This is a genomic window from Photobacterium indicum, assembly GCF_003026215.1.
Lineage (GTDB): Bacteria > Pseudomonadota > Gammaproteobacteria > Enterobacterales > Vibrionaceae > Photobacterium > Photobacterium indicum.
Genome location: NZ_PYOC01000005.1, coordinates 182,722 through 197,915, shown reverse-complemented (window position 1 = coordinate 197,915; position 15,194 = coordinate 182,722). Strand labels below are relative to the sequence as shown.

Below are 15,194 nucleotides of genomic sequence, written 5' to 3'. Positions count from 1 at the left end.
TCGAGTATTTAACGCCCCATAGAAATTATAAATCGTCAGCACCTGAAAATAGTTATGAATAGCGCGATTATTTGTCATAAATAAATCTTCGCGAAAAAATTAACTCAGTTTATTTCACGATTGATTGGATTGTCTTCAATTAAGACAAAGCATCGGTCAATGATGTAACACATTCAGAAATAAACTGCTTAATCAGTGTGCCCACCTGTTAGATGAAAGACGACAAGGAATTGTTTATGACCATGCCAAGCAGTGACAATAGTACTCCCGTCAATGAGGGCTCTACAGATTCATTGACCAACTCTCAACCAGATCCCAGACAGGGTTTTATTGAACGCCATTTTAAGCTATCAGCTCATAACACCACCCTATCCACCGAAATAATTGCAGGTATCACCACCTTCATGACGATGGTGTACATTGTGTTTGTTAACCCGCAAATACTTTCTGCCGCCGGGATGGACCCGAGTGGCGTTTTTGTTGTCACTTGTTTAATCAGTGCCATGGGCTGTATTGGCATGGGGCTTATTGCCAACCTTCCTATTGCGTTAGCACCAGCGATGGGACTGAATGCCTTTTTTGCCTTCTCTGTTGTGGTCGGCATGGGGATAAGCTGGCAGGTCGGTATGGGAACAATTTTCTGGGGAGCAATATGCTTTGCCCTGATGTCCGCTTTCGGTATTCGGTCATGGATATTAACCAATATTCCAAGCTGCTTACGTATCAGTATTCCAAGTGGTATCGGCCTGCTTATTGCGCTAGTCGGCTTGAGCAACGCCGGGATTGTCGTCGCAAGTCCGGCAACAATGATCACCATTGGTGATTTGAGCTCGCTACAGTGTGTTTTAGGTGCACTTGGCTTCTTTATTATCGTTATTTTGGCTTCCCGTGGTATTCATGCCGCAGTGCTTATCTCTATTGTTGTCGTCACTTCAATTGCGGCCCTCATGGGCGATGTAGAATACACAGGCATTATGGCAATGCCGCCAAGTATTGAGAGTACCTTTGGCCAGGCCGATCTTGCCGGTTCGTTAGATTTTGCCCTTGCTGGCGTTATTTTCTCCTTTGCTTTAGTAAGTTTGTTTGACAGCTCTGGCACCATGATCGGTGTCACCGAGAAATGCGGAATCACGGATAATAGAGGCCGTTTTCCCCGAATGAAACAAGCCTTGATGGCAGATTCACTGACCTCTGTTGCTGGTGCTTACATGGGAACATCAACAGTAACAGCCTATATTGAAAGTTCCGCTGGTGTTGCCGTTGGTGGCCGAACTGGTTTAACTGCCATTGTCGCAGGCCTGTTATTTATCATCGTTATTTTCTTTTCTCCATTGGCTGCTATGGTGCCAGGCTACGCGGTTGCTGGTGCCCTGATTTACGTCGGTATATTGATGTCTTCCGGGTTAGCACAAATTGACTGGAACGATATGACAGAAGCCGCTCCCGCCTTTATTACTACCGTCATGATGCCGTTTAGTTTTTCAATCACTGAAGGTATTGCAACAGGCTTTATTACTTACTGCGTAATGAAAGCAGGTACAAACCGCTGGCGTGAAATTCACCCCGGCGTCGCGATTGTTGCTCTGTTGTTTATTATCAAATTTATTTTTATTGATGGTCATTAATCAGGAGCTCGTTTATGTCAAATATAATGCATAAGCATACCCAGCAACTGAGTCGGGAACAGCTCACGCGTATACTGGCTATCCTTCGCAAAGAACAAACTGCTTCACTAAAATTAACCAACCTGTCGATACTGGATTTGATTAATGGCGAGATCAACTCGGGGCCCATTGTGATTGATGAGGGCTACATCGTTGCTCTCGGTTCAGAAGCCGAGCACTTACAGGCCGAACGCATAGTCGATTGCAAGGGACAAATCGCCGTACCGGGATTTATCGACGGGCATATGCATGTTGAAACATCAACCATGACCCCTTTCGAATTCGAGCGCACAACTTTGCCTCTCGGTACCACCAGCATCGTTTGTGATCCGCATGAATTAGTCAATGTAGTAGGAAAAGAAGGATTTGAATGGTTCTTACGCTGCAGTGAAATGACACACCAGAACATGTTTGTGCAGGTGAGCTCTTGTGTTCCTGCGGTACCAGGACTTGATATCAATGGCAGTGATTTTACCCTGGATGAAATGAAAGCCTACCTCGACCATCCGCACGTGCTGGGTTTAGCCGAGGTAATGGATTATCCCTCAGTGCTTAATGGCCACCCAGCCATGTTAGACAAGCTGGCAGCATTCAGTGAACTCAATCTAGATGGGCACTGCCCGTTATTGAGTGGTCTTGAGCTGTCTGGTTATGTCGCCAGCGGTATTCAAAATTGCCATGAAACGGTGAGTTACCGTGAAGGCAAAGAAAAGCTCACCAAAGGAATGGCGGTGATCATACGTGAGGGATCTGTCGCCAAAAACCTGGATGCCCTAGCCCCTTTAATCACCGAATATAGCTCACCGTTATGTTTGCTATGTACCGATGATCGCAACCCTCATGAAATTGCGAAAGAGGGGCATCTCAATTATTTAGTCAAAAGACTGATTCAACATCATAAAATCAAACCGCACCTTGCCTACCGTGTAGCTTCCTGGTCAGCGGCGAAGCACTTTGGTTTGCGCCGGTTAGGACTCATTGCTCCTGGATATAAAGCCGATCTTAACCTGATGACTGATTTACATCAGGTCGATATTCAGCAGGTATTAATTGGCGGTAAATTTGTTGATCAGTTAAATCTGGCAGCGTCGGTTTCAGATAAACTAGCCATCTCTGCCCCTCCCTTGCAGCCAAGTATGCGGCATAAGGCAGTAACAGCGGACGAACTTAAAATCGACCTTAAAACAGGCGATTATAATGTGATTAGCATAGTGAAAGATGAGCTGATCACCGATCACCTGATTTGTCGCTTCGATGGATGTCAGTTTACCGAAACAAACATTAACAAGCTCGCCATCGTTGAACGCTATGGCCACCAGCTTCCACCTGCGATGGGATTAGTAAAGGGGTTTGAACTCAACCATGGTGCCATTGCATCCAGCGTTGGTCACGACTCTCATAATATTGTTGCCATAGGCGTTGATGAAGAAAGTATGGCCCAGGCCATCAACCATCTGTTAAGGATAGGCGGTGGATATTGTGTTGTGCAAAACGGCAAGATAACCGCAGAGCTCATGTTACCGCTGGGCGGGATCATGAGTTTGGAAAGCTCAGAAATGATCGCCAGACAAATCGAGATATTAAAGGATGCAGCCAAACGAATTGGGATAACCGTTGCAGAACCATTTGTACAAATGAGTTTCTTAGCGCTTCCGGTTATTCCATCATTGAAAATGACGGTAAAAGGTCTTTTCGATGTAGACCAGTTTAAACTTATCGATCTTCGGCTTGAACCGTCACTAACCATTTAAATCAACCTTAAAAAAATCATAATCTTGTATAAGGTCATTGATGATTGACCTTATACATAAACTTTACTTATATTCAGAAAAAGTGCTATATCGAGAAATAAGATGGTTAACAGTTCGGTTGGGCATTTTATTTTATGCCTCCAACACTTAGAGAAGCTTGGATATTAACGCATAAAATGTGAGATTTAATACATTTATCACAGTATGTAAGGCATCCCCCCTTATATATTCACCAACCGTATATATTCACCAGCCGTATTATTTCAATGGAAAGGAAGCCAGAAATGAATCTGGAACAGCAACGCCAACAGGCACAGCAAGCTTTTGTCGACAGTGGGGAGAATATTGTTGTCGGTACGTTAGAGGGTATATCGATAACGTTAGATCAACTAAAAAATACAACGGCTGACTCAAGTTATGTTGTCGAAACTTTCAATTCTGGTCTTACAGCTGTTGTTTTCCACCTGCACATTGATGGAAAAAGCTGGACGTTGAAACAAAAAAGAGCAGTGAGCTTAGTCAATAATATTGACGGTCAAACATCGTTTCTAAATGAAGTGCAGCGCAGGCGTGATCTTACAAAGCTGAAGCAACGCGAATCAGAAAGCTTTACGCACATAGTCGATACCCAATTTGCGTCATTCAACGACGGTATTATTTTGTCTCCATGGATTGAAGGTGAGCCCCTTTTCACTTTGAATCATGACGTATTCCAACAAATTTTTACCGCCATCGTAAACCTCGAGCTACAAGGTTTATTCGAATGGGATTTCTGCCCAGGCAATATCTTATTAAATAGCCAAGGCGAGATAACACTGTTCGACTTTGGTTATATGTATCAATTTAATTCTAATATTCACTTTAATAACAATGGGCTCGATACACCGCTATTTCATGGTGTCGAACGTTTTGAAACTCGTTTCTTTTTTGATTTTTTACTAAAAAATACAAATAATTTGAGTACAGAAGTACTGTTCAATTTATACAAACTTGAAAAGCAGTGCGCCCTAGAAGCCTACCAGTATAAGTTACACCAGCTTACTGTACGAAATGCTGACACAAACGTAATCGCATGGCAGCAAGCAATTAATCACCGTTGGCAAAATGCACTAACAAATGACGAAGAGTTACAAACCTTATATCTGGTTGAACGTTACCGTTCGAATGTACTCGATCTACTTGATGATTTACACGGTCAATCTTGCTCTCCTTACACTTTAAAAAAAGCCGATTTAGCATTGAGCTTAATTGACCAACACTATGAGATTATTCAATCACAGAACGGCTTTTTCTTTGGTGATGAAACGTTAAGCAAAAGCGATCTGATTTCAAAATACAAGGAATTACGAGTAGATGCCCAACGCTTTCAGCTGAATAAATAAATGGCGATAAACGACGTAATAGTGAACGGGATGAGGCTAAATAGTCTTAGAGGTGCCTGTCTGATACTCTAGTACCAACCTGAAGAATAAGTTATCTAGAAACGGAAATATGAAAAAACTAACCATACTCGATGGTGGAATGGGCCGCGAACTCCAAGATATTGGTGCGCCATTCTCACAACCACTTTGGAGTGCACAGGCGCTGATTGAATCGCCCGAATATGTCCGTAAAGCCCACCAGAACTTTATTGACGCGGGATCAGAAATTATCATCGTCAACAGTTATGCCTGTGTACCGTTTCATCTTGGCGAAGAACGTTATAAAACCTATGGTGCCAAATTAGCTCGTCAGGCTGCAATTATTGCTGAATCTGTAGCCTTAAATAATAATTCGGTACTTGTCGCAGGGGCTATTCCCCCACCATTTGGTAGCTATCGACCCGATCTATTTCATGCCGATGAAGCTAAGAAGATCATTACAACCCTTATTAAGGCTCAAGAACCGCATGTTGACCTCTGGATAGCAGAAACCATTTCCAGCTTGCAGGAACTTGACGTTATTCATTCTGTGTTGAAAAACTCCGCTAAAGACAGCTATTACTCATTTAGTTTAAACGACAATGACAAAAATGAAGCAAAACTAAGATCCGGACAACCTGTTAAAATGGCAACGGCAATCGTCTGCCTTGCTGGTGCTAAAGGTATATTCTTCAACTGTTCTGTTCCTGAAGTGATGGAACAAGCGATCAAAGATGCTAAAGAGGTTATTGAACAGTACGATGCTAATATTGAAATTGGGGTTTATGCCAATAACTTTATGCCGATAAAAACAGATCATGAAGCTAATGATACATTGCAATCGATGCGAGAGCTCTCTCCCGAAGATTATTTAGCATACGCCAAGCGTTGGTATGAACTTGGAGCGTCTACAATTGGCGGTTGTTGTGGTATTGGCCCTTCCCATATTAAGGCTCTGGCCGAATGGAAAAAGCACTGAAGGACGGATAAGAAAACGGGGGCAATGCTTATTGTTGATTGAATGATAAGTGCCATACATTGAGTTTTTAACATGACTAATCATGATGTTGACCTAAAAACTGGTTCCGTGATCAGAACTTTCGTTCAAAAAGGGTTAATCACTAAGGAACCAGAATATTGTGACTTCGAGCTTAGGAATACTGTAGTAAATTAAACCGGAGTATTGCGGCAACAATGGTGGCCTCTCGATTCACCATGTCCACATCGGCCACGACCTCTACTATGAGCATTGTAACCATCTTTATGATGATGCCTTTCTTGTACCTCAGGACTATCAGCTCGTTGCTGACAACAGTGCCCTTGCTTTGAAATAGCTCCTTTATTGTTATGTCGACAACCGCTTTCTTTTTTCTTTTCCTTATGATTGGAAGAGGGACGCCCCTGCTCGGCATCAGTTAAAGAATTCAGTCCAGCAGCCTCTGGGTTGGCGAGATCCAATATGTCGTGGCGACCACAGTTGGTTTGAAAAACAGTAAATCGGTGAGCAAGTAGCTTGCCCAACATTTGCTTACCTATATTTCGCACGACAATACGATCTGCATGTTGGCGGCCAAACAGTTCTAACAAATCGTTTTTACCAGCACAATGAGCGTTGTATATCGGATTGGTATGGCGGCTAACTTCTTCTCCTTGTTCATTAATAAACAAAAAATTGTCAGCCTTGGAAAAATGATTGGCGATACGATCTTCATTCATCGGAATTGCAATAATCATTGGTTGTTGCTCCTTTTTCTTCTTCGTAGTACATGATAAGAGCCTTGTCCTGAGGCTCCTTGTTATTGGCATATGCTATTTATACGCCTAGTTTGTAGCGTATGCCAGAAACTTTTGTACAATAAGTGCATCACATCATGTTTTGACAAGCGGTTTTAATTACAAAATTCATAGCAACGTTATAAGTCGTTTTAATCAGTAAGAGTGCGTTAATTTGTCTTTTAAATTAGTAGGAAAGGATTATGAAAAAGTCTTATTGGGAAAGAGAGCAGTCACTGTAGGAAAAATGCGATTACAATTGGGACCAATTTTATTGGCCTATACGGTGATTTAAAAGATGGTATTCTCGACCATGCGCCACGAAGGCGCAATTGTCTTTTCACTGGTCGAGCATGATGTTCCAATAAAGGGGGTTATTTGATGACTAAACCTAATATACCAATCTAGATTGACGTATCCAGAATAGTGGTATTAGTTACCAATACCACCCTATAAACATTATTAAAATAATCAATATAAGCCAAACAACCCTGTTCTTTTTCAATATAACGATTCAATACAAATAATATATTTGTTTCATAGAAATCATAATGATCAAAACAATCAAACAGTGGAATATTGATTTGTGATCTCAATTGCTCAAACATATTTTTAGGCATTCTCTGACCAAATGCTACGTGAGTAATTCCTGATTTATTTTTTATATATTCAACGATTGTTGTACTATCAAATTGCTGAGAAGACACCTCAATACTTGCAAGTGCATCTTGCTGCTTTGCACTAAGTAAGATCCAATTCGAACCTTCACCAATCGCTTGGTTAATAGGAAGGTTTAAATAAGAATGGGGAAGAGTCTTATCCTCTGGTTTCTCATCTATACCACCTAACAATACGTGTGTTTCTTGCCCTGCTCTCAAGCTTGCATCGGCTAATAACAACGCATTTTCAACCACAAATCCTTGTTGAGCTAAATTCAGGTTTTTACTTTCTAAACCTAAATATTTAGCAATATAAAAGCCGGCGGTATTACTCAGTGAATTGATGAAATCAACAGGTTTAGGCGGTACTTCTTCAACATAACGTTGATGACATAAACGACTAAATACAGCGAGATTACCCTGCCCTGAAACCATAAATACAGCGGTGTTTTTATCAATATCACCGAGGCTAATACCACTACTTACTTTTAAAAGGCCAGATACACCCAATAAACCAAGTTGAATAAAACGATCGGTGCGGCGAATATAGGCAGACGCAACCTTCTTACATTCCGCTTTTATATCAAGCGTTTCATTTTGTTTTATATTAAGCGTAGATACTCGATGAATATACATCATGCTGATACCTTCTCTATCACCAACGCATTGTTATTACCGCCAAAACCAAAACAGTTTAATAAGAAGAATCCTTCCCCACACTCGTGAGTGACATTCAACGGTTGCCACTCTAATTCACTATCTTGAGCTGCAAAATTAGGAGTGGCTGGAATAAAACCATGATCAATAGTGTTCATCATCAATACCAACTCACTGACACCACAGCTTCCTAACGTATGACCAATATAAGGCTTTAATGAGAAAAATATGGGCATTTGATTAAACACTTGCTTCATTCCGTTAACTTCAGCTAAATCACTTAAATGACTAGCAGTACCATGAGCTTTAACCGCTGTAATATCGGAGGCGCTAACTTGGCTGTTTAACAACGCTTGAGATAGAACACGTTTGATCCCAGAACCATCAGGATTAACGCCTGTTACGCTGTGTGTTTCACACTCGCTCGCTCCACCTAGAAAATGCCAATCCGAATCACAAATATCATCACGACTCATTAAAACAGCACTCAATGCTTCACCAAGTAATAAGCCATCTCGATTAACATCAAATGGTTTAGTCTGTTCTTGCGCCAATAACTGCATCGAAACGAAACCTTCAAATGAATGTGGTGCAAACGTTTCTATACCAATCACAAGTGCATAATCAATTACACCACTTTCTAGCATGGTCGCTGCATCGAGCACCGCATTAGAGCTGGATGTACAGGCAGTGTTGTAAGTTAAACTAAAAGAATTCAAACCAAAATGTGCTGAAATTACGTCAGCATAATGCCCATTACCAATACTCTGTTGCTCAAGCTGAGGAAGAGAGCCATCTTTAATGCTTTGCCCTAATGGCACCATTAAAGAAATATCATTTGCTGCACAACCTAAAAAAACACCACAACGACTTCGTTGTTCAATACTAAGTTGATGTTGTTCAAAAATAGGGTCAATTAAGGTAATTAAGTGAGGAATAGGATCAAAAAGAACACTAAAATCCCCTTTATTTTGAATCGCGTAATACGGTAAGGTTTTGGTTTGCTCAAACACTTGCACGGATTTATTTACCGTTTGATAAGCCCCTGATCTCAGAGATTGTAGTCTCTGCTTTATTTCACCGAGAGCACTAAAAGTATCACCACCTAAAAGAGTTATCATCGTCACTATTCTGGTTGCAGGTGGTCAGCAAGGTTATTAATCGTCGTTACGATACGACGAAATTCTTTTGGATCAACCAAGCGTAAATTAAAATGGCGCTGTAGCAGCATTGAGATTTGCAGCCCGTCAACAGAATCGAATTCTAATTCACTTTGATCAGAAAATAGTTCAACATCGTCTGCCAATTCACTGGCCGAAATTTCTTCTCTATCGCACTCTTCTAAGATCATATATTTTAGTTTTAATTTGAATTCAGTATCTAAAGAGCCTTTCATGAAGTTTTCCTTTGTTTATAGGTAAATATGACACTTGCAATCAGTAGTGACACCACACCAAATAAGGTCAAAGCAATGGATTCATTGAGCACATCCATTACCGTTCCTCGGCGTAAAAATATATCTAAAAAGCCTTCTAACCCCCACGACATTGGGGAGACATTAGCAAAACTTTGCATCGCTTCTGGCATCACAAATTTAGGTACCATGACACCGCCAATCGCCCCTAATAAAATATTAATGATGCCACCAATAGTGGTTGCTTGTTCAATACTGTCCACTGCTGTGGCAACTAAAATGGACAATCCAATAGCAGAAAGGCTTAAAGATAACGAAACTAAAATCAACCCTAATACTGAACCACCAATAGTTAATGGTGCTGCGCCAAATAGAGGGACGATATACATGCCAACCCCAATCATTAGCCAGACTTGAACTTGATTTATCAGCATATAAGGAAGGATTTTTCCACCAAACAACACTGGCAAACTGAGGTTCATGGTACTTAACCGCATTAAGGTATTTTGTTTACGTTCACTAATGAAAATAGTCGACATTGGAATGATGACAAAAAACAGACCAAAGACGATCCAAGACGGCACACTCTGCTGAGTTGAGGTCGGTTTTTCGTCTTCTGCTAATTTGGCGTATTGCACCTTCATCAAGGTATCTTCGTCAAAACTGGTAGGTGTCTTTAAGCTCTGTTCACCTAAATTCTGTTCGTCTAAGAAGGCAAGCCTATCTTGATTCGATGAATTAATTTCGTCGAGCTTATTTCCCATCCAACTGAGTGCTATCTGGTTTTTAAAAATAGTGAGTAATGACGGTGAAGTATCTGCAGCGACACTAATATTGAGTGGTAACTTATCTTGATAAAAACCTTCAGGGATATCGATAATAAACTGCACCCCTTCCTCTTCAGGAGAGCGGAAATCATTAGAATTTAACTCATGTTTTGTTAATACCGATAAATTAGATAGCTTGTTGATTAATGCTTCACTGCCCGTACTTTGATCATGATCGACTAGAGCATACGTCATTAATGATTTATCTTCGTTCATCACATCTTTAAGCGCTAATGACATGATCAAAATAAACACTGCAGGCATAATGAATAAGGCTGCTAACGCGTGTTTATCTCTACCAACTAATAAGAACTCTTTCATCAACATCGCTTTAAACATCAGATCGACCTTTAGACGTTAAGTTAATAAACAATGACTCTAACGTCGTCGTACCATAGCGGATCTGCTTCACTTTACGATTAGAACTTTCAAGCAACGCCAATACTTGAGCAACAAGTGAGCTGTTTGATGTCTCTAACAATAAAGAGGTTCCATCAATAAGCTTAACACCTTGAAGCTGAGCCATATCTGAGTGCCATTGTGTAGAAGAATGAGGGTATAACTCAACAATCACTTGTTGGCTTTCTTCATTATTCACCATTGATGAAATAGAGCCTTGTTTCACAACCTGACCTGCATTCATGATGGCAACTTCGTCACAAATTTTCTCAATCTCAGGCATGTAGTGCGACGTATAAATAACGGTTTTATTATCCGATTTATAGGCTTTAATCGTGTCTAATATCTCATTACGAGATTCAGGATCAATTCCGACGGTAGGCTCATCAAAAAACAACACATCGGGATTATTCAATAAACCAATCGCAATATTTAATCGACGTTTTTGGCCACCAGACAAGGTAGCTGACTTTTGATTCATCATTGCAGAAAGTCGATTTGTTTCAACTGCATACGACAAATTTTGTTGCAGTACTTTCCCTTTGATCTTTTGAACACCCGCGAAGAAATGTAAATTTTCTTTTACGGTCAGATGCTCATAAAACGCTAAGCTCTGCGGAATTAAAGAACAACGCTCACGTATGGTTTTAAGGTTCTTTTTCAACGGTAAATCAAAAAAGGAAACCTCGCCTGAATCAAATGATATCAAACCATTCAAAATGGAGATCAACGTTGTCTTTCCTGCACCATTAGGGCCTAACAAGCCATAAATAGAATTTTCAGGGATCGACAATGATAATCCATTCAGGGCTTTTTTATCACCGTAGCATTTATCTAACGTGCTAATTTTTATCATTAAAACGCTCGCATTAACGACAAATACAATTGCTTTTCTTGCTCTGCGACAGACTCAAGTTTTGCGGCAATAACATCAAATTCAATCGCCTTTTTATTTCTTGGACGAATGGCTTTTGCTATCAATAAGGCAAATTCACGCCACTCATCACCAATAGCTGTCATCTCAACAGAGGCTTTTTTCAGTTTCTCATTATTAATAAGCTCTGACGCTTCTTGTAAAAATGAGGCATAAATATAACGGAACCCTGCGCCACCCGTACCAATTTCTTCTTGCATACGAATAATATGACCTAAAAATAATTTGGCATAATGCTCATCTTTATTTTCTAATTGACGAATATGCTTAGCAAGAAAGTGCATCCCTTTTAAGCCAGCAATCGGAACTGGGGTCTTCAACATGGTTTTCGCGGTTTTCTTAATGCTTTTCTCTATCACTGTAGAGTAATCAATGCTCTCTGGAATGTACGTTGGATAATACAGCGACCCTTTTGGTGCCATAACGCCTTTAACGAAACGGGCTTTTTGCAGCGCTTTCTCTTCTGCTTCAACAATGTGCTCAAACACGGGATCACTGATCTTATACGTCCCATGCTTTTTACCCACCACAATCAAATTATGGGCATTAAAATGAAAGCGCATCTCTTCAGGGAAATAAGGCAACCAAAATACCGACGTTTGAGCGCCAACAATTTTACCTTGTTCAAGTAACTCATCTAACCGCTTTGTGCCTTGTTCTGGTTTAGAAAATTTTTCTAATTTTATTTTCAAACCAATATTTTTTTGTAACCCTTTCATTATCGATTTAGGCATCGAGCGGTAAGCAATTAATGGCATACCACTTATTTTTACAAAAGGGAGATAAGCAAACACTAACGCGCTCGATAAACCAAACACCATCGGCTCTGATAATGGCAGCCCATAATGAGTTAACATAGAAGACATTACACCACTTTCACAATGGGCGTAATGCTGGTGTTTAAACTGGGTATTATTGGTCATGAGCACGCTTTATTTATTTTTATTGGGAAGATTAGGAAGCAAGGTTAACTGCTTTACTGAAACACCTAAGGCATCGCTGTAGATTGCTAATTTTGCAAACGAAAGCTTAGCAAACACTTGTGGAGAAAAATGACGTTTAACACGCCACTGAAACCAACCCACAGATTGAGCTAGCACCATTAAATCCATTCGTTGAGCAAACATATGATAATACAACGGCGACTTTTCGCCCTTTTGTACCAGTTCATACGCTTCAAGGGCTTGGCGTTCAAACTCATTCAGTGCTTGCTTTGTCACTTCCTCTTCAACTTCCCATCCAGTAGACGCAATAACAGAATATTCACCGTTTTCATCCGTTGCATACACTGCTTTCGAATTATTCGCATACGTAGAGATGTTATCTTGTGGGACTTTTTTCGCTTCCATTACACCACCTTCAATTGCATAAAGGCGGTAGAGAATCGCCCACTTTCAGGTACATAACAAAGCAATTTATCGCCTCTTTTTAATACTCCTGAATGGAATAACTCTTCCAACATAATATAGATGGACGCGGAGCCTGTATTGCCTTTAGTAGACAAATTAGTGAACCAACGATCTTGAGGGATATCACAACCAGCCTCAACCATGCCTTGATGTAAGCGTTCACGGAAATAACCCGAAGAATAATGCGGTACAAAATATGTAATGTCTTCTGGGTTTACCTTGCCATTCTCGATCAACTCTTTAAGTGGTTTGGTAACAGTGTACTCGACAATATTTTCATTAAGTTGCTTAACATCTTGTTTAACCGCGAAAATAGAATGATCAAGCCACGCTTGAGATTCATACTCACGCCACCCTTTTAAGCTTCCATCTTCTTGCTTATCTGCCCCTGCATACATACATGCATCAAGTTCATTAGCGTAGGATTTCTGCATCATCCACTCTATTTCTAAAGAGATTGAGTCAGCGTTTGGTTGAGATGTCAGTAAGGCTGCACCAGCACCATCACTCAGCATCCAACGTAAAAAATCTTTTTCAAAAGCAATTTCTGGCTGACGTTCTAATGCACTTACAACCGTATCAACTTCAGCTTGGAACTTATTAGCGCGCATCATGGCTGACGCATTTTCAGAGCCAGTAACCACCGCATTATTACTCTGGCCGCTCAATATCGACATGTAACCATATTTCAATGACATGGTGCCAGAAAGACAAATACCCGACGTTGCAATCACTTCACAAGCAGGGATCTTTAACTCGCCATGCACCATTAAAGCATGGTTAGGTAAAATCTGATCGGCAATCGTCGTACCACAGGCTAATAACTCTGTATGATTAATATCAAATGACTCTGAATTTAGTTTTCTGACCGCTTCTGCCGTTAGCTCTGTATTGGAGTGTGTGGTTTCACCCGTTTCTGGGTTAATTGCATAATAACGTTGTTTGATTTTATTGGATCGCAGGATAAGGTTTTTTGCACGAGAAGGACGCGAACCCACTTGCCCAAGGACGTGTTCTATTTCTTTATTATTAACGGCTTCATTTGGCAGAAAAGCCTGAATATCGTTAATATATACTTTGTTGTTCATTCTAACGTCCTGATGGTTTTTCGTAATAAGTGATACTTTCTTCAACCGCTTTCTTTCTAAAAGGAGAGATTAACTTCTTCACCAATAAGTTTATCGGTACTAACGTCAGAACCATTAAGGCAAGAAATATCGCGTAAATAGTAATCACAATTTTTCGAGGGAATGAACCTGGTTTACCTGACTTTTGAATTAACTTACCCCACACCATGAACGAACGCGTGGCTATTTTCTCAGAGCCAACCAATTTACCATTTACAGTAACGGCATTGAGATTCTTCAGTAACGGTTGTTTTTTCTTTTCTAAATCATTTTCTAGCGCAGACACTAAACGATGACCAAAGCGCTCGCTTTCTTGAAGATCTTTTTCTGACACACCAGCTGCTGGAAATACCCAAAACGGGTCTTTTTTTCCCGTTAGCAGCCAGCGAGGTGTCGTAATGAAGGCGTATATAGACCCACCTTGATCGGTTAATACCGCATTATCTATCAAGGTACCACCTAGTTCTGCAATAACCGCTTTCATTTTCTCTTGCGCCATTACCCACATATCACGACAAGCAATAAAAGTAACAACCGGTTTACCTTTGATAAGTGCTTTTGCTTGTGGTGTTTTTAAAAAACCAGTAATGGGAATTGAAGGAGATAAAAACCAAACCGTATAACCTAAAATAATTAAGTCATACTCATCTTCTAAATGCTCTGCGGGTTTTACTTCACAGCCATTCATATAGATAGCTTCAGGGAAGGCATCAAAGAAAGGATAAAACGACCAAGGGTATGGGTATTTATTGATGGGTTCAACACAGTGATAATCCACTTGTACTGAATCAGTTTGGCGTAAAGGCGCAGTTGCTAAATCAACAAATTTTGCTAATTGTCCACTTTGAGAGTGAGAAATTACGAGAACTTTTTTCATTAAATAGACCTAAAACAATTCTTGATTACCATCCAACCTCAGCTAACTTAATAAAGCATGAGGTATTGGTGCAGTTTGAGTACTTGAGTCGATTAGCTGTAACGAAGCTTGATGATGGCAGTTAGGACAGCGGTAACCTTCTAGCCAGTGCATATCAAAAACATAACTGGCACTGCTTCTCCATCCCATATTCATTTATAAAACGATGAATATAAATACCTTTTTGAAACTGAACTTGATTCTAGCCATTATCTCACACTCACATAACGATCGTTAAAGTGGCAGAGCATTAGGGGGAATCCA

General features: G+C 40.4%; 14 protein-coding genes. 4 read left to right on the top strand and 10 right to left on the bottom strand.

What is annotated here, in order from left to right; all coding sequences use genetic code 11:
* The first annotated feature begins 236 nt into the window (after positions 1-236).
* The 4 genes from C9J47_RS15445 (at position 237) to C9J47_RS15430 (ending at position 5,794) form a co-directional block, all read left to right on the top strand.
* Complete coding sequence (locus C9J47_RS15445) at positions 237-1,625, top strand: NCS2 family permease (protein WP_107254308.1); 1,389 nt, start codon at positions 237-239, stop codon at positions 1,623-1,625.
* Between the two features lie 14 nt (positions 1,626-1,639).
* Positions 1,640-3,415, top strand: a complete 1,776-nt coding sequence (gene adeD / locus C9J47_RS15440) for an adenine deaminase (RefSeq protein ID WP_107254307.1) — start codon at positions 1,640-1,642, stop codon at positions 3,413-3,415.
* A gap of 284 nt (positions 3,416-3,699) precedes the next feature.
* A complete protein-coding gene (locus C9J47_RS15435) occupies positions 3,700-4,797 on the top strand; it encodes a protein kinase family protein (RefSeq protein ID WP_107254306.1) in 1,098 nt (365 codons plus the stop codon).
* Positions 4,798-4,906: 109 nt separating this feature from the next.
* Positions 4,907-5,794, top strand: coding sequence for a homocysteine S-methyltransferase family protein (locus C9J47_RS15430; protein WP_107254305.1), 888 nt, complete (start codon positions 4,907-4,909; stop codon positions 5,792-5,794).
* A gap of 191 nt (positions 5,795-5,985) precedes the next feature.
* Here C9J47_RS15430 and C9J47_RS15425 read toward each other — a convergent pair whose 3' ends face one another.
* The 10 genes from C9J47_RS15425 to C9J47_RS15380 form a co-directional block, all read right to left on the bottom strand.
* Positions 5,986-6,549, bottom strand: a complete 564-nt coding sequence (locus tag C9J47_RS15425; protein WP_170107519.1) for a NifB/NifX family molybdenum-iron cluster-binding protein — start codon at positions 6,547-6,549, stop codon at positions 5,986-5,988.
* Between the two features lie 443 nt (positions 6,550-6,992).
* Positions 6,993-7,886, bottom strand: coding sequence for a hypothetical protein (locus tag C9J47_RS15420; RefSeq protein WP_107254303.1), 894 nt, complete (start codon positions 7,884-7,886; stop codon positions 6,993-6,995).
* Positions 7,883-9,025, bottom strand: coding sequence for a beta-ketoacyl synthase N-terminal-like domain-containing protein (locus C9J47_RS15415; RefSeq protein WP_107254302.1), 1,143 nt, complete (start codon positions 9,023-9,025; stop codon positions 7,883-7,885). The genes C9J47_RS15420 and C9J47_RS15415 overlap by 4 nt, the downstream gene beginning before the upstream one ends.
* A 5-nt stretch (positions 9,026-9,030) precedes the next feature.
* Entirely contained in the window at positions 9,031-9,300 is a 270-nt protein-coding gene (locus C9J47_RS15410) for an acyl carrier protein (protein WP_107254301.1), read from the bottom strand.
* Positions 9,297-10,484, bottom strand: coding sequence for an ABC transporter permease (locus C9J47_RS15405; protein ID WP_107254300.1), 1,188 nt, complete (start codon positions 10,482-10,484; stop codon positions 9,297-9,299). The genes C9J47_RS15410 and C9J47_RS15405 overlap by 4 nt, the downstream gene beginning before the upstream one ends.
* Positions 10,477-11,400, bottom strand: coding sequence for an ABC transporter ATP-binding protein (locus C9J47_RS15400; protein WP_107254299.1), 924 nt, complete (start codon positions 11,398-11,400; stop codon positions 10,477-10,479). The genes C9J47_RS15405 and C9J47_RS15400 overlap by 8 nt, the downstream gene beginning before the upstream one ends.
* The gene (gene darH, locus C9J47_RS15395; protein ID WP_107254298.1) at positions 11,400-12,401 is read right to left on the bottom strand and encodes a BtrH-related acyltransferase DarH; all 1,002 of its coding nucleotides are present in this window, start codon (positions 12,399-12,401) and stop codon (positions 11,400-11,402) included. The genes C9J47_RS15400 and darH overlap by 1 nt, the downstream gene beginning before the upstream one ends.
* A gap of 9 nt (positions 12,402-12,410) precedes the next feature.
* Positions 12,411-12,827, bottom strand: a complete 417-nt coding sequence (locus tag C9J47_RS15390) for a DarG family dialkylresorcinol biosynthesis protein (RefSeq protein WP_107254297.1) — start codon at positions 12,825-12,827, stop codon at positions 12,411-12,413.
* Positions 12,827-13,975: a beta-ketoacyl-ACP synthase III gene (locus tag C9J47_RS15385; protein WP_107254296.1), complete on the bottom strand. Its 1,149-nt coding sequence runs from the start codon at positions 13,973-13,975 to the stop codon at positions 12,827-12,829. The genes C9J47_RS15390 and C9J47_RS15385 overlap by 1 nt, the downstream gene beginning before the upstream one ends.
* Position 13,976: 1 nt before the next feature.
* Positions 13,977-14,891 (bottom strand): hypothetical protein, encoded by a 915-nt coding sequence (locus C9J47_RS15380; protein ID WP_107254295.1) that lies wholly within the window; start codon positions 14,889-14,891, stop codon positions 13,977-13,979.
* Positions 14,892-15,194: the final 303 nt, after the last annotated feature.